A 16,899-nucleotide genomic window follows, 5' to 3' on the forward strand; every position below is an offset into this window, starting at 1 on the left:
ATGAACGCTCACACCTCGACGACTCATTATTCCATAGTACCTGAACACAAGCGTATTGTCAGCCTTGCCTAGCCAAAATAGCGCCAGTTGACTGCCAAGTATTTTACCTAGGCAAATGCTAGATATATATCAATCAAAAAAAGCGCTAAGGATACCTTGGTCGCCTTAACGCTTTTAATAAATGAACACTGAGGACGTTAAAATAATAACTTATGCAAGCTTTTGCTGTTGATACTGTTGACGGTATGCTTTTGGTGAGACACCATAAACGCGTTTGAACGCCTGACTAAAAGTTGAATCTGACGCATAGCCCACCATATCACTGATACGGCTGATACTATTTTGCTGTAAGCGCAAATAACGTGCTGCCAAACGCAAGCGGTAATCAATCAAATAAGTGAGCGGCGGCATCCCTACCGTATCTTTAAAGCGCTGGGCAAAGCTCGAGCGCGACATACCTGCCACCTCTGCAAGCTTATGAATGGTCCAGTTTTGACTTGGCGCCTCATGCATCGCTGCAAGCGCCTTGGTCAAAAACGGATCTTTCATGGCCTTTAGCCAATTCTCAGTCGCCTCAGGTAAGCTTTCAATATAAACGCGCAAACATTCAATCATCATGATGCTTGCCCAATGATTGATCACAGCCGTTTTGCCCATGCGTTCGCGCTCAGACTCCAAGGTCAAAAGCTTGATTTCCACATCAATCACCTCAAACCGACCATCAGCCGCATCATTGAGCTCAGGCAATATCGGTGGTAACACAGATAGTAGAGGGCTAATCATCTCTTTATCGTATTTACATTCAATCAAAATCAATGAGGAATTAGGATCGCCATTGCCATCAATCTCAAGCGTGCGATCTTGACAATTGGTCAGTAATTCATCGAGGGGTTCAGCTACGTCACCATGATGATTGAGTGCATAGCTTACGTGCTTATGCGCGTTCGGGATCATAATCATATCACCAGCACGAGCTTCGCGTAGGCCATTGCCAACGTCTATACAAAAACCACCAGACATCACCAAGTAAAATAAAATGGTGTCTTTTCTACTCATAGAATAAGACCAATTGCCAGCACCATTCAAACGATAATACTTGGTCTCAAATAGGTGCACATTCTGTAGCAATACGCTCAAAGCGTCCATCAATCAGTTCCTCAATAATACAGGGTCAATAACAACAAATCTTAAAAAGGCGGGTGTGTATCCAAAATGCTTTAAATTTTTTCGATCTAGCCAATACGATGTTTTCATCAGCAGGATTCATCAAGACCTAAGCATAATGCCCGATTTAAAACATGATGTCTATTTACTCATAAGCAGTACTAACCAGTAGTCGAGCAGGCACAGCTCGCTTAGGTCTCCGAAGAAAAACCCATCACAAAATTGATATGAGTAAGAAGTCAGTAAATTGTTAAACAATTAAAAGTTCAGAAAGCTTTAACTGTTTAATATTATAGGATAATACAGGGAAATATAAATCATGCAGACACAAAAAAACGCCAACAGTGGCGAGTGCTATTTATTCGATAAGGTTTAGTATAAAGATAGGATTTATATGCAGACAATGCAAAATAAAATGGGGCGACTGATGGGACTCGAACCCACGACAACCGAGATCACAACCCGGGGCTCTACCAACTGAGCTACAACCGCCATAACTACTGCCAAGAAGAAGGCAAGATTTGCAGGCTAAATGGCGCGCCTGGCAGGATTCGAACCTGCGACCACCTCCTTAGAAGGGAGATGCTCTATCCAGCTGAGCTACAGGCGCTCTTAGAGGACTTTTATATACTATCATTCAGTCTATAATATAATTTTTACTATATCAGAAACTAAATCATTATACATAAAAAAAAGCCTGTAAGGCTCTTAAAATAGATGGTCGGAGTGATAGGATTCGAACCTACGACCCTCTGGTCCCAAACCAGATGCGCTACCAAACTGCGCCACACTCCGAAATTCTCTATTATCACGATAGTTTGTCGATTAACTCGTTGTTGGCAATGCCGCTAACTTGTTAATGTTCCTCGCTATCGAGGTGCACATATTAAGGGGTAAAGGCGATTGTGTCAACACCTATTTTCGATTAATTTTAAATAATCTCTAAATTCTTTCAAAAAAGACATTCTTATAAAAATAGTCTCTTTAAAAACCTTCGTTAATTATGATTCTTATGATTGATGGAATCATTATTTCTCATTCAAATTCGTAGATAAATCACCGTTGACCATACCTGTCAGCACATCAAACGGTATTAGCCATAAATCCGCATGGTTTAAGTGGTTACTTTTAGTACCATCGCTAATGTCACTGCTAATGTTACTTTTATTATCGCCATTGTCACGATAAATCTGCTGCTTAAGCGCCACTGGTCGTCTCTTGTCTCCTAATACAGGATATACCATCCAACCTTGCCCTGCTTGATAGGCCTGTGCATAACTGGTCAACTGATAGGCATCGCTGGCAGTAATAGCACCAGCATGAGGCAGATATTTCCATTTGATATCGATGACGTGGCTATAGCAACCGTTTACTGTCTCTTTACTAACCGCGGTGTCACTCTGATTTTGGTTATTATCATTATCAGCCGTTTTATATATCAGCAAATCTGGTCGTATCGATACACATGCTTGACCCTCGCTATCATTGAGCCAGACACTTTGGGTTTGATAAAAAGCACGATAATGGCTACTCACTTGCTGAAACATCGATGCGATACGCTGACTCGCCCACTGTTCAAACGCCTGATTCATATCGATTAATAGACACAATCTTGGCTGAAATAGGTTTGGTCGAGTGGGGTCAATACCATAACCTGTCGATGCATTTGACTGCTGTAATAGCCAATAAGCCAAATCTACTAATTGCTGAGCGGCGTGCAGTTTTTGTTTTTGAAGTGGCTGAATATCTAGTTGCCGCTTTGCTTGAGTATATATTGACTCTAGCCGCTGTCGTTCACGCTGGTTTAGCCCAAATAACGGCCGCCATGGCTGCAAAAGAGTTGAGCACATCGACTGAGACGACTGAGACAATAGCGGCATCAAGTAGAGTAACGAACTTTTAATCAAGCGATTGGCCAACATATCTTGGCTCAGCACACTACGCTCACAGACAAACTTATGCGGCTGCATGCTGTTGTGTCGTAGCTGCTCTTTGATGACCAGCCGCCCTTGTAGCGATGATTGGTTATTGATCTGCGCCTGATAGTGCTGGGTTGGCTGATAACGAACCAAGCGCTGTAAAAATTGCGTCACCAACCAATCGGACAAAGGCGGCGCCTCTACAGATAATGGCATTGACTGATCACTAAATTGACCTAGGTTTTTCATGCTAGGCAGCTTACAACTTTGACGCGCATCAAGACGAGTTAAGTCAGATAACATGCCTTGTACCCAGTGACGAGTCTGAGCAATATTATTATATTGAGTGGATTGATTCAGTTTTGGCAATAGCTCAAGTGTCATACCACTAGGCAAAAGGATAATTCCTATATGATGCCCAACCTTGAGTTGCCACTGTCCTTGTTTACGCTTGATGGTAAACACAGCAAATTCTTGCGCCATTAGCCAATGAAAGTCAGAGACATGCGCGAAATCGTGCGCTGTGAGGCGTTGATGTTCAAATACCGTGATAACATTTGCTACGAGAGCCTTACTGTTAGGCATGCGAGCATAAAAACTGTCTGCATTAATATAGTTTCCTTGCGCATAGTATTGATTATGAGTTCTCACTAAACAGCCACCTTACTCGTACAAACGCTGATAGATAGCGGGCTTGCCAAACTCACCAGTCTTAGCAATAAGGTCAGGATTCATCATATAACCACCTACGTTCATCGATTGACCAAGAAAGGCGCCTTGTTCTGCAAACATTTGATGTTGCGTCGTTGCATGGTTCTTACTCGTCGGATCATACAAATCATTATTTATCATTGTTTGGCTGTCGTGGATGAACTGGGTGCTTAACGGCTGCTGCTCATCTCTAAAAACATACTGCAAGATAGCCACTTGACCGCCCGCAGCTTGCGCCAACTGCGGAATGATCTGTTCGACCAACACCATTTGCAATTGAGCTAAATCATCGACTGAAAATAAAAAAGCATGCCCCAACTGCGCCTCGGCTCCTAGCGTCTGTGTGATACGCATGTTTAAGCCTGTTAGCAATTTGCTTAAATCTACCGTGTCTGCTTGTGCACGATCAGTCGCGCTAGCGATATCACCAATTATCGGTAATAATTCAGGCTGCGGCGGACAATCAATAAAACGAAAACGTCGACGTAATGCCATATCAAGGGGCGCAAGTGAATGATCTTGTGTATTCATAGTGGCATAGATATCAATATTGGCAGGCACACTAAACGCACGCCCAGAATACGCCAAATGAATCGTCATCGCATTTGGTTTGCCAGCGCGCTTGTCTGGCTCGATCAAACTGAGCAGCTCACCAAATACTCGTGACACATTGGCACGATTGATCTCATCAATCAACATCGCGTAACGATGCTGAGGGTCACGCGCGGCACGCTGACATAGCTTTAAAAACGCTCCATCTTGAACGGCGTAGCTCATCTGGGTATTACTCGAGTGACTACTATTTGCCTGAGGAGAGTTACTTACAATAGGACGAATACCTTCGACAAACTCTTCATAACCGTAAGCCTGATGAAAGCTCACCATACTAAAACGCTGCTGACCAGAGTTTTGGTTTTGATTGGACTGGTTATCATGCTGTGCCTGCTGAAACTCCGCCAATTGCTGTGACAACTCTGTTAGCAACACCATACTCTCAGGCAGTAAATACCATGCGCCGCTGTTATCTTTATCAAAATATGCTTGGTTGGCACGGTTTTTATAACTCACTGTGTCTGACGTCGTAGGACTGTGCATTTGCAATACAGACCAAGCGGTATTGCTTAGGTTTTTCTCTCGATCGTTTTGCAGTGCTTTTGTAGCAAAGAAAATATGATTAACCAATTCAGGTACTTTTACCAAATCTTGCTTTTTTGACTGAAGATCTAAAAATATCAAGCATACAACTTCGCGCCAGCTTAGGCTTTGCAACAGCTGCCCAAGTAGCGCTTCATTATCTGTCTCAGGCAGGTAATCGGTATATTGCTTCGCGATTTGGAGCAATCGATAGGTTTTGCCAGTACCCGCGACGCCAGTATAAATAATATTGGTCGGCTCGTGAGTAGACATATCAGACATAGCATCATCCAGTATTGAAAATTTATGAAATAAGACGTACCAACATCACGCTATTATAGCGCGGTGGTCTCGTAAGAGATTGTCTACTAAGCAGATCCGTGCATCACCATTGAGCCATTTTAATTATTTAAAACTATATCCTAGCAACACAATATAGATGACTGCTGTTTTATAAGCGCAGCAGTTCATGCTAATAATAGTAGGGAAGCAGCGGTTAATGTACCATAGTGTTTGTAATGGCTTTGCTAACACTTACTGTTTGCCACTATCAAAAACAACATTCGATTTATCTACATTAAGGAAATTTGTATGTCAGGATTATTAAAAAAACTGCCCGTCAAGCTGACCAATAAAAAACCAGCCAAAGTCTCTGACAGCACAAGATCATCCATCGAAAAACCTAGCAGCACGCTAAAACCAATCAGTAATCAATTTACCAAACTGTTGTCTGTGACCAAATATCTACCTGTCAGTGCACGCTCAAGTATTCTCTCAAAAGCCTTTGGCAAAGTTGTACCCTACGTAGGGACAACAGGCGTGTACTATGAAATGGTTGAGCCCAATCAAGTCATCGTCAGTCTAAACAATGTCAAAGCAGTACAGAACCACATTGGCTCAATCCATGCGGTAGCCATTACTTTACTGGCTGAAACAGCAACGGGATTTATCTTGGGCTTAAATCTACCCTCTGACCGTGTCCTACTGATTAAATCTTATTCCGTTAATTTTTATCGCCCGATCAAAAAAGGTCAAATTGCAGCCGTAGCCAGCCTATCTGATGAGCAGCGCTTGCAGATTTTAAATACGCCAAAAGGTGAAATGGTTATCCCTTGCGTCATTGATGACCGTGAATCTGATAGTGACCGCGACCCGATTGTAGTGGAGATGACTTGGGCTTGGATTCCAAAATCTGAACTAGAGGCGCGCCGCCAAGGCAAAGCACATGAAAATGCCTCAGAAAATAATACGGATACTACAGTAGATAAGGAGCAAGACGACACACTCTCTGCAGATGACGAGACTATTAATAACAAATAATCGATTAAACCGACATAACATTTGCTATCTGCATTTTGTGGCGCATCTAGCATGTTTATGATCAATCAACTTAATAAGGAAACAAGGATGTCCAAACTTAGCACCTATTTATCTATCGTACCACTGGTTGCTATGTGCTCATTAGGCTTGGCTGTTGGTGCTAACGCCAATCCGGCGACAGCTTCTGCCGCTAATATTAAATCTAGCCCAACTTTTTTGGGTGATGGCGGTCCCTACCCTTTCTCAGAAGCCGTACGTGTTGGCAATACATTATATATGTCGGGACAAATTGGTATTAAAGACGGCAAGTTGGTCAAAGGCGGTATCGACGCTGAAACCAAGCAAACATTAGATAATATCCAGAACACGCTATCCAAATACGGTTATCAAAAATCCGACCTGATCAAATGCACAGCCATGCTGGCAGATATGGATGACCTTGATGATTTTAACAAAGTCTATAAGGCAGAACTGTCCAAACCTTATCCTGCACGCTCAGCGTTTGGCGTATCGGAGTTGGCCGCAGGAGCGAGCGTTGAGATTGAATGCATCGCTGCCAAGTAATAGCAGTTGAAAACGTTACCCTGTTAATTTCGAAAAAAAAGATCAGATAACTGGCTATTTCGCTCAGTTATCTTTTTCTGCTTTTCAGACATTGCTCTCTAGACACTGTTCTCCAAATACTGTTTCTCATCGTTTATAGCTAAGCATTTATACCAGTATCGTATCATCCGTTAGGGCGCTTTCTTTCGTCACTCGCAGTACTTCTTCTAGTGTCGTGCGCCCTTCTATCACTTTACGTAGACCATCCGCGCGAATCGATGGTGTCTGCTGGCGAGCATACGCTTCTAACTCATACTCAGCGGTATTACTATGAATCATACGGCGCAGCGTATCATCAACTGGTACGACTTCATATATCGCCGTACGTCCTTTAAACCCTGACTGATTGCATTTATCGCAGCCAACTGGCTTGGGTAGACGAATCGCATTATTTGCTACATTTTCAATATTGCTGTCCAATACTTTCTCAATACCAATTTCGGTAAAAAGTTTGGCTTGTTCGGTGTCCGCTGCTTGCCAGCCATGACAATGTGAGCATAAAGTACGCACCAAGCGCTGTGCCACCACGCCGATCAGTGACGACGATAATAAAAATGGCTCAACACCCATATCTTGCAAGCGAGTGACCGCGCCAATCGCGGTATTGGTATGCAGCGTTGATAAAACCAAATGCCCTGTCAAAGACGCCTGTACAGCGATCTCTGCCGTCTCTAAATCGCGAATCTCACCCACCATCACCACATCTGGATCTTGACGCAACATCGCACGCAGACTTTTGGCAAAGGTCATATCCACCTTATTATTAACCTGTGTCTGTCCGATACCGTCGAGCTGGAACTCAATGGGATCTTCGGCGGTCAAGATATTGCGCGTTTGGTCATTCAAATCAGTCAATGCCGAATATAGCGTGGTGGTCTTACCTGACCCCGTCGGCCCTGTGACCAAAATAATGCCATGCGGACGATGAATCAAGCGCTTCAGCTCGGTATAGTCATTATCAGACAGCCCCAAATACGTCATGTTAAGACGTCCCGCTTGCTTGTCTAGTAGACGCATCACCACGCGCTCGCCAAAGCTCGACGGCAGTGTCGATACACGCACATCGACTTCTCGCCCTGCCAGTCGTAAGCTAATACGCCCATCTTGCGGTACACGCTTTTCAGCGATATCCAGCTTGGCCATGACTTTGATACGCGAGACTAATAATGGCGCGAGTTGGCGTTTTGGCGTGATAATTTCTTTAAGCTCGCCATCGACTCGAAAGCGAACCACCAAGCGTTTTTCAAAAGTTTCTATATGGATATCTGAGGCATTTAGGCGAATGGCTTCTGACAACAGCGCATTAATCAGACGAATAATCGGCGCATCATCTTGCTGATCCATCAAGTCTTCAGTCTCAGGGACGCTATCTGCTAAACTATCAAGATCCGGATGATCCTCAAGCCCAGCAGCGATATGCTGCGACTCTCCGGTATTACCAGCGTAAGCCGCGTTCATACGTTTTTCAAAATCATCCGAGCTGACACTTTCGTAAGTTGGTACGCCGCGACTGCCTTGCTGCTGCAAAAACCGCACCGCTTCATTGATTGCGGATAATGGGGTGGCTTTCGTCAATACCAAAGTTGGCGGCAACTCAGGATCAATGGCGAGTATGGCCAAAATCTGATGGCGTTTCGCAAAGCTGTACGGCAACTGCATCATAAAGACAACCTAATAAATAGAGATAGTGTCAAATAGACAATCACACCAAAGCACTGTAAATACACTGAGCTTGACTGACCAAGCCCAAAAAGATTGCAAGTAAGATTGCATGAGTTTGTTATAATAACATTTTGTTTTAGACGCGTATTATTTTATGTGGTCGGCGTTTTTTATGTATCGCCACTCGCCTATTTTTACGGTATATATAGCCAACTTATCATGCGATTTTTTATTTTGCTAACAGTGCGCTATTATTGTCTACTGCACTTTTTTAATATTACTTAGAAATCTCGTTATATTTTTTCTGTCCACTTTGCCCGCTCTCCATTAGGATTTTTAGTTATGTCAGAGACCGTTAGCACTGCTACTCACCCGACACCACTTTTGCAAGATACCTTTACTGTTGGTAGTCGTACCTTTTCCTCTCGCCTGCTGGTCGGTACAGGCAAATATAAAGACATGAGCGAGACTGGAGAAGCCATTGCCGCTTCGGCAGCAGAAATCGTGACCGTCGCTATTCGCCGTACCAATATCGGACAAAACAGCGACGAGCCAAACTTGCTCGATGTCATCTCCCCTGACAAATACACGATTTTGCCGAACACGGCTGGCTGCTTCGATGCCGAAACTGCCATTCGTACGTGCAAACTTGCGCGCGAGTTATTGGACGGGCACAATCTGGTCAAGCTTGAGGTATTGGGCGATGAAAAAACCCTTTATCCTAATATCACTGAGACCTTAAAAGCGGCGCAAGTACTGGTCGATGATGGCTTTGAAGTCATGGTCTATAGCTCAGATGATCCTATCGTCGCCCAAGAGTTAGAGAGCATGGGCTGCGTCGCTATTATGCCACTTGGTAGCTTGATTGGCTCGGGGCTTGGTTTGCTTAATCGCCATACCCTCAGCCTCATCATCGAAAACGCCAAAGTACCTGTGTTGGTCGATGCAGGTGTCGGTACTGCCTCTGATGCTGCGATTGCCATGGAGCTTGGCTGTGATGGCGTTCTGATGAATTCAGCAATTGCCCATGCACAAAACCCTGTGATGATGGCACATGCCATGAAACATGCCGTATGGGCAGGCCGCGCCGCATTTTTGGCAGGTCGTATGCCAATGCGTAAGATGGCAACTGCCAGCTCACCGCAGACGGGCTATTTTTTCCAGTAAGCGCTTGCTCGGGTCACCCCTAACAAAAAACCGATTATAAAATAATAAGACGGAAATCTGATTGGGTCAGCACGCCGTCAGTTATCATTTTTATTCATTATCGTCATAAAAGGATTTATTATGCGACTTCTCACAGCAGTCGACCAGTTGTTCTTACTTCTTGAGTCGCGTAAACAACCAATGCACGTTGGCGGATTGTTTTTATTTGAATTACCCGAGGGCGCTGATAGCGACTTTGTTTATCAGCTGGTAAAACAAATGCAAGAATCTGATGTACCGCCGAGCTTTCCGTTCAATCAGGTGCTAGAGCATTTGGTGTTTTGGAAAAAAGACAAAGATTTTGATGTAGAGCATCATTTACATCATGTGGCGCTACCGAGTCCTGGGCGTATTCGTGAGCTGTTGATGTATGTCTCAAGAGAGCATGGGCGACTGCTGGATCGTGCGATGCCTCTCTGGGAATGCCACGTCATAGAAGGAATTGAGCCAGAAGTAGAAGGTGGGCCTGAACGTTTTGCTTGGTATTTTAAGATTCATCACTCGCTCGTTGATGGTGTCGCTGCCATGCGTTTGGTAAAAAAATCCTTATCACAATCCCCTACCGAACCTGTCTCGCTACCAGTATGGTCACTGATGGCGCGTCACCGTAATCAAATGAATGCTATTTTGCCTGCCGAAAGATCTATCAGGCGCATCATGAAAGAGCAGATATCTACCATCAAACCGGTATTTACAGAACTGATAGACAATCTGAAAAACTATGGTGATGAAGGCTATGTCGGTACGTTTGACGCGCCGATGAGTATTTTGAACAGGCGCATTTCCGCATCGCGTCGTATCTCGGCGCAGTCTTATGACATACAGCGCTTTAATAAAATTGCCGAAAGATTAAAAATCAGTAGAAACGATGTGGTATTAGCCGTCTGTGCTGGCGCTATTCGTCGTTATTTGATCTCAATGGATGCGCTACCTAGCAAGCCGCTGATTGCGTTTGTACCGATGTCACTGCGTACTGATGATAGTATATCGGGCAATCAGCTGTCATTTGTACTAGCGAATTTGGGCACACATTTGGACAACCCATTACGCAGATTGGAGCTGATCCATCGTAGTATGAATAATGGCAAACGTCGCTTTCGCCGTATGAATCAAGCGCAAGTCATTAATTACAGCGTCATCGCCTATGCATGGCAAGGTATCAACTTGGCGACTGGTATCTTTCCCAAAAAACAAGCCTTCAACCTTATCATCTCTCACGTTCCTGGTTCTGAGAAGCCGCTATATTGGAATGGCGCGCGCTTACAATCACTGTATCCCGCTTCTATCGTATTCAACGGTCAAGCCATGAATATTACTTTGGCCAGTTATTTAGATAGAATTGAGTTTGGCATCACTGCTTGCAGTAAAGCATTACCGCGTGTCCAAGACATGCTCATGCTGATAGAAGAAGAGCTACGGTTGTTAGAAACTGTCAGTCAAGAGTTGGCGTTTCAAGGTATTACGGTCGAAGACAAACGCGCTAAAAAAGCAAAAAAGCTGGCTCCTTAACGGAACCAGCTTTTTAATATTTGACTCGCTCAGCGTGAATGCCTGTTTATTTTATAATTAGATCACATCGCCCCAGATTGGCACGACGGTTTGCATCAATGGCTTGAGCAGTTTGACGTTACAAGCAAAGATAGAGCCTGAGGTCATAGAGTTGTGCGCGCCCGTGTGATCGACCACCACGCCGCGTGCTTCAGTGACGATAAGCTCACCTGCGGCGATGTCCCAAGGCTTAATCGACATTTCAAAATAGCCATCAAAGCGTCCAGCAGCAACATAACACAAATCAAGCGCCGCTGATCCCAGACGGCGTACTTGACCACCGGCTTCCGATATCTTTTGTAAGCTCCCAAAATGCTGCTTGGCATAAGAGATCACTTCGCCATTACGCTTACGCTCAAGCGGATGACCTGTGGTGAAGAAACCACCATCGATGGTTTTGCGTTCGCTGACGTTGATACGGCGTTGGTTCAAACGTGCGCCTTTACCGCGGCTAGCAGAGAACATCTCGTCACGGACTGGGTCATAAATGACACCGTGCTGCGTCACGCCTTTGTGCTGTACAGCGATAGATACGCAGAACTGCGGTACACCATGAACGAAGTTCTTAGTACCATCTAGCGGATCGATGATCCAGCACCAGTCGGCGTCTTCGCCCTGACCTTCTTGCATACCAAACTCTTCACCCAAAAATGAATGATTCGGATAGCTGGCTTTTAGCGTCTCAATCGTGAGCTCTTCGCTAAAGCGATCGATGCGCGTCACCAGACCATCAAGTCCTTTAGACTCGATATCTAACTCGATTTTGTGACGGTTTTGATGCGCATATAAAATCTCTTTACCAACTTTTTCAGCAGTACGCGCTGCGATGACGACCATGGGTTCCATAAATAACCTATTTGCTTGATGAATGAATATAAAAAATAAAACCAACTCTGTGCCCACAACATGCCAAACAGCCGCCGCATCACACCACATCTATGCGATTAAAAACGTGTCTTCTATAAATAAAAACTCATAAACGACAACCGCATTATACTAAAATTGTTCGATAAAAACGAAAAAACCGTCACGCTGACCAAGCCAATATTTTGGTGGTCATACAAACTGCGCAAGTTGTAAAAAAGTTGGCACCTACGGCTAGCAGGCGTTTGCTCTGTTTAAAGAGCGAGTATCTGTTTACAGTAATAGCTTTTAAAACAATAATTTGTAAATAATACTACAAATCTAAAAAGTAAAATTTACGACAACAGTTGCTTAAGCTGCTTAATAACACCTGTCACATCCAAACCACAATCAGCCCACTGCTCTGCCTGTGAGCCATGCGCGATAAAGCGATCAGGAATACCGATGTTGCCAACAGCTGGACGCTGACGTTTAAAAGCAGCCGATTCATTGAGCAAGTATTCATTCACTGCACTACCCGCGCCACCCATAATCACATGCTCTTCTATGGTTGCGATATGCGTCACCCCTTGCGCCAGTAAACTCTCAAGCATAGCTGTATCTAACGGTTTTACCCAGCGCATATTGACCACATGTACCTGACACTCTAACGCTGTATCATCACTGGTTAAGCTCTCGGCCGCTTGCTGAGCAGTCGCAACCATCGTACCAAAAGCCAATAGTGCTAGCTTATAAGGCGCATCATTGCTGCCCAATACTGACTCAATAACGGCTTCACCGATTTTATAATTCTGTGCTGGCTGCTCGATAACGGCGCCTGTACCGGTACCACGCGGATAACGAACTGCCGTACATCCCTGATGTTCATAGCAAGTATTGAGCAGATGGTAGCATTCATTCTCATCTTTTGGCGCAGCAATCACTATATTTGGGATACAACGTAAAAAGCTAAAATCAAACACGCCTGCATGCGTGGCACCATCTTCACCAACGAGGCCTGCACGGTCAATTGCAAACATGACATCGAGATTCTGTAGCGCCACGTCATGAATCAGCTGATCGTATCCGCGCTGTAAGAACGTCGAGTAAATCGCTACAATAGGTTTGACACCTTGCGTTGCCATACCGGCCGCTAGCGTGACCGCATGTTGTTCGGCAATAGCCACATCAAAAAAGCGTGTTGGAAAATGACGAGCAAAGTCAATCATGCCCGAGCCTTCTTCCATAGCAGGAGTGATCGCGAGCAACTTATCGTCTTCGGCCGCTTTATCGCATAAGAAGTTACCAAATACTTGCGAGTATTTTAGCGCAGGTTTTGTGTTTTGCTTTAATACTTCTGCAGATTTACTCTGAGACTCATTATGAATCTCTGCTGGTAGCTTACTAATCGCGTGATAGCCGACCGGATCTAGTTCTGCTGGGGCAAAGCCTTTGCCTTTGGTGGTATAGATATGTACCAAAACAGGCCCTTTGACTTGCTTGGCAATTGACAACACACGTAGTAGCTCAGGGATATTGTGTCCATCAAACGGACCAAAATAGGTAAAGCCAATCGCTTTGAATAAGTTATCTTCTAATTGCGGTACATCACGCATCTCTTTGTGACGTTTGCGGCGATCAAATGCTTGCATATCAGGACGCTGGCAAAGCACAGGCTCACCTGACTCAGAGATATCGACTTGGTAGCCCGACTCCCAAAGCATCGCTAAATGCCGCGAAAAACCACCGATAGAACAAGAAATCGACATATCGTTATCGTTCAAAATGACTAGTAGATCGGCATCTTGTTGGACTGCATCGTTCATGGCCTCAAAAGCCATACCACCAGTCATCGCACCATCACCAATGATACAAGCAACCGTTTGCGCGAGGCCTTGATAGCGCAGCGCCAAGCTCATGCCCAAACCGGCTGAGATAGAGGTTGATGAATGCCCAACGCCAAATGTATCGTAGATAGACTCTGCACGCTCTGGGAATGCAGTCAGACCATCTTTGGATCTGATCGTTGCCAGCTGCTCACGGCGACCGGTCAGGACTTTGTGTGCATAGGCCTGATGACCCACATCCCATACAATCTGATCTTGCGGAGCATCAAGTAGATAATGCAATACAATCGTCAGCTCAATCACACCCAAATTGGCGCCAAAATGCCCACCGCTCTGACCGGCTGAATACAACAAAAAAAGACGCAGTTCATCAGCCAGCGTAATCAGCTGAGTGGTTGAAAGCGTATTCATATCAGAAGGTGTGTTAATGGCATCAAGCAATGGCGTATGCGGACGCACGCGAGGAATCACAGTATAAGTCTGCTGTAAGCTCGATAGCTGGGCGGCAGAATCAGATACTGATGCAGATGAGGACTGAGACTTTGGGGAATGAAGTGACTGCTGCATAAACCGTACGATACCTACCAATCTGCTGACAAGACGTGTCTCCAATATAGCAATAGCTACAATTGAGAGACGTCAATAATATCTACATCATTATTGATGTAATCGACCATATAATTATTCATGCAACTTTACGTGTATATAGCTGCGCTACGTATCATATGAACACGCTACCACAGTAGATCGTGCCTAAAAACTACGTGCTTTAATACAAAGGACTATTATTATGCCCTATTATTTTGCATCAATATCGGATGTTAGTGACGACATAGTAATGTAAGGATAAAGACTTGTCACTGTATCCGCCAAAATAGTATGGCATAATAGCATTTTTTTTTAATTGTCGCTTTAATCATCGTGCGTCGTCTGTGAACTTTGTGTGTTTTTATAATAAATACAATAAGCACATGCTCTTTATGAAACTGCTATCATCTTAGCCTTTTTATTGAGGCTAGGATGTCGCCGCTTTTTCAACACAGAGATAGCCTCCCTTTCACCGCCACGATTATAGGCTTATGCAGGACAGTAATGTCATATCAATTTATCACTAGTGCCAAACTACCCACTCGTCATGGCGAGTTTGATATTCATATCTTTGAAAACGACGAAGGCCAAGAGCATGTTATGCTGACCGTCGGTCTGTCTGTGGTCGATCAAACGACAGCACCTAGCTCAGATGACACGTCGTCGCAAAGACCAATTCCGCTGGTTCGGATTCATTCTGAGTGCCTAACAGGCGATGCGTTTAGCTCATTAAAGTGTGACTGCGGACCACAGCTCAATACTGCCATGCAAGCCATCCAAGAGTCAGGTTGCGGTGCGATTTTGTATTTGCGTCAAGAAGGTCGCGGTATCGGTCTGACCAACAAGATTCGTGCTTATGCCCTCCAAGATCAGGGACACGACACGCTGGATGCCAATCTCATGTTAGGCTTGCCTGCTGATGCGCGTATCTATGATATGTGTGGTCCGATGCTTGCCCATATCGGTGTCAACGCTGTCAGACTCATCACTAACAATCCAAACAAAGTTGCTTATTTGACGGAGCATGGTATTGACGTTGTCGAACGGGTGCCATTGTTGGTCGGTGTCAACGATATGAACGCTGAATATCTAGCAACCAAACGCGATCGTATGGGGCACATGCTCGATAAAGATTTTAATACAGCCATACACCTAAATAAATAGATGTCTTATGAGTATTTCAAATATAGATAACCAAGCAGACCTATCAACCATAGCGTCAGAGACCACGCCAACCAATCAAGACATCCTGCGCGTACGGGCGTTTTTGGTGGACCTGCAGGCTCGTATCTGCGACGCCTTAGAGGCACAAGAACGCGATGGCGGCGGCAATGCAACTTTCGTCCCTGACGATTGGGAGCGCAAAGAGGGTGGCGGCGGTCGTTCGTGCGTATTGACAGATGGCACGGTCATCGAAAAAGCAGGCGTGATGTTCAGTCATATCCATGTCCACAATTTGCCTGCTTCTGCCACTGCACGCCACCCCAATATCGCTGGTCGCAAAGCGCAAGCCATGGGCGTGTCCTTAGTGGTACATCCCAAAAACCCAAATGTTCCAACCAGCCACGCCAACGTACGTTTGTTCGTGGCAGAAGCAGAAGGCGAAGCGCCGATTTGGTGGTTTGGCGGCGGCTTTGATTTGACGCCTTTCTACCCCGTACTCGCCGATTGTGTACACTGGCATCAGGTCTGTCATGATCTGTGCGCGCCTTTCGGTGACCATATTTATGCTGATTTCAAACAGTGGTGCGATGAGTATTTTCATCTGCGTCACCGCGATGAGCAGCGTGGTATCGGTGGTTTGTTTTATGACGACGTCAGTACAGAGAGTCGCGGCTGGGACTTTGAGACTTGCTTTAACTTTATGAAGGCCGTTGGCAATGGTTACCTTGACGGTATCATGCCGATTTTTGAGCAGCGTAAAGATATGCCTTATACCGAAGCACAGCGTGAGTTTCAGCTCTATCGCCGTGGCCGTTATGTAGAGTACAATCTGGTCTACGATCGTGGGACTTTATTTGGCTTACAAAGTAACGGCCGTATCGAGTCTATCCTAGTCAGTATGCCACCTCTTGCCAGCTGGCATTATCGGTTTGAGCCGGCTGAGGGCACACCTGAATTTGAGTTGACTGATTATTATCTCAAGCCGCGTGATTGGTTGGCTCTCTAAGCTTTTTTAAAGCTCAAGAATGTTAGGTTTGAGAGTGTAGGTCAGCGATTATCGTTGGCCTTTTTTATATCTAACAAACGATTTGCTAAAGGGGTTTTATATCATCCGATGATTACGAGGATATAACATTATATTGCTCCCATTCTGCCGATAAACGCTACAATAGTAGAGACTCTTTCGCAGC

At 44.9% G+C, this 16,899-nt stretch carries 12 protein-coding genes and 3 tRNA genes; 6 read left to right on the forward strand and 9 right to left on the reverse strand.

The window, feature by feature from the left end:
* Window positions 1-210: 210 nt before the first annotated feature.
* From PSBA01_RS04650 to PSBA01_RS04675, 6 genes are all read right to left on the reverse strand, one after another.
* Entirely contained in the window at window positions 211-1,146 is a 936-nt protein-coding gene (locus PSBA01_RS04650) for an AraC family transcriptional regulator (RefSeq protein WP_186475190.1), read from the reverse strand.
* Between the two features lie 434 nt (window positions 1,147-1,580).
* Window positions 1,581-1,656 (reverse strand) — tRNA-His (locus PSBA01_RS04655).
* Between the two features lie 41 nt (window positions 1,657-1,697).
* Window positions 1,698-1,774 (reverse strand) — tRNA-Arg (locus PSBA01_RS04660).
* Window positions 1,775-1,882: 108 nt separating this feature from the next.
* Window positions 1,883-1,959: transfer RNA gene (locus PSBA01_RS04665), tRNA-Pro, on the reverse strand.
* A 233-nt stretch (window positions 1,960-2,192) separates the two neighbouring features.
* Complete coding sequence (locus tag PSBA01_RS04670; RefSeq protein WP_228724639.1) at window positions 2,193-3,734, reverse strand: McrC family protein; 1,542 nt, start codon at window positions 3,732-3,734, stop codon at window positions 2,193-2,195.
* 12 nt (window positions 3,735-3,746) lie between these two features.
* Window positions 3,747-5,210 (reverse strand): McrB family protein, encoded by a 1,464-nt coding sequence (locus PSBA01_RS04675; protein ID WP_186475191.1) that lies wholly within the window; start codon window positions 5,208-5,210, stop codon window positions 3,747-3,749.
* A 309-nt stretch (window positions 5,211-5,519) separates the two neighbouring features.
* Here PSBA01_RS04675 and PSBA01_RS04680 point away from each other — a divergent pair, with 309 nt between their 5' ends.
* Window positions 5,520-6,248, forward strand: coding sequence for a DUF4442 domain-containing protein (locus tag PSBA01_RS04680; RefSeq protein ID WP_186475192.1), 729 nt, complete (start codon window positions 5,520-5,522; stop codon window positions 6,246-6,248).
* Between the two features lie 87 nt (window positions 6,249-6,335).
* Window positions 6,336-6,812, forward strand: a complete 477-nt coding sequence (locus tag PSBA01_RS04685) for a RidA family protein (RefSeq protein WP_228724640.1) — start codon at window positions 6,336-6,338, stop codon at window positions 6,810-6,812.
* A 147-nt stretch (window positions 6,813-6,959) separates the two neighbouring features.
* Here the strand turns inward: PSBA01_RS04685 and gspE are convergent, their stop codons facing one another.
* The gene (gspE, locus tag PSBA01_RS04690; RefSeq protein ID WP_186475193.1) at window positions 6,960-8,513 is read right to left on the reverse strand and encodes a type II secretion system ATPase GspE; all 1,554 of its coding nucleotides are present in this window, start codon (window positions 8,511-8,513) and stop codon (window positions 6,960-6,962) included.
* 384 nt (window positions 8,514-8,897) lie between these two features.
* On the opposite strand from gspE, the gene PSBA01_RS04695 reads away from it, so the two are divergent.
* Together PSBA01_RS04695 and PSBA01_RS04700 are read left to right on the forward strand one after the other, a co-directional pair.
* Entirely contained in the window at window positions 8,898-9,680 is a 783-nt protein-coding gene (locus PSBA01_RS04695; RefSeq protein ID WP_200960359.1) for a thiazole synthase, read from the forward strand.
* A 120-nt stretch (window positions 9,681-9,800) separates the two neighbouring features.
* On the forward strand, window positions 9,801-11,228 hold the full coding sequence (locus tag PSBA01_RS04700) for a WS/DGAT/MGAT family O-acyltransferase (RefSeq protein WP_186475195.1): 1,428 nt from the start codon (window positions 9,801-9,803) through the stop codon (window positions 11,226-11,228).
* Window positions 11,229-11,285: 57 nt separating this feature from the next.
* On the opposite strand, the gene PSBA01_RS04705 is transcribed toward PSBA01_RS04700, so the two are convergent.
* Both PSBA01_RS04705 and dxs read right to left on the reverse strand, forming a co-directional pair.
* The gene (locus tag PSBA01_RS04705; RefSeq protein ID WP_186475196.1) at window positions 11,286-12,113 is read right to left on the reverse strand and encodes an inositol monophosphatase family protein; all 828 of its coding nucleotides are present in this window, start codon (window positions 12,111-12,113) and stop codon (window positions 11,286-11,288) included.
* Window positions 12,114-12,466: 353 nt separating this feature from the next.
* Window positions 12,467-14,524 (reverse strand): 1-deoxy-D-xylulose-5-phosphate synthase, encoded by a 2,058-nt coding sequence (gene dxs, locus PSBA01_RS04710; protein WP_186475197.1) that lies wholly within the window; start codon window positions 14,522-14,524, stop codon window positions 12,467-12,469.
* Between the two features lie 525 nt (window positions 14,525-15,049).
* Between dxs and ribA the strand changes: the two genes are divergently transcribed.
* Complete coding sequence (gene ribA / locus PSBA01_RS04715) at window positions 15,050-15,709, forward strand: GTP cyclohydrolase II (RefSeq protein ID WP_071002405.1); 660 nt, start codon at window positions 15,050-15,052, stop codon at window positions 15,707-15,709.
* A 7-nt stretch (window positions 15,710-15,716) separates the two neighbouring features.
* Window positions 15,717-16,715: an oxygen-dependent coproporphyrinogen oxidase gene (hemF, locus tag PSBA01_RS04720; RefSeq protein WP_186475198.1), complete on the forward strand. Its 999-nt coding sequence runs from the start codon at window positions 15,717-15,719 to the stop codon at window positions 16,713-16,715.
* Window positions 16,716-16,899 lie beyond the last annotated feature (184 nt).

The sequence above is a fragment of the Psychrobacter sp. KCTC 72983 genome (assembly GCF_014280455.1).
GTDB classification, from domain to species: Bacteria; Pseudomonadota; Gammaproteobacteria; order Pseudomonadales; family Moraxellaceae; genus Psychrobacter; species Psychrobacter pacificensis.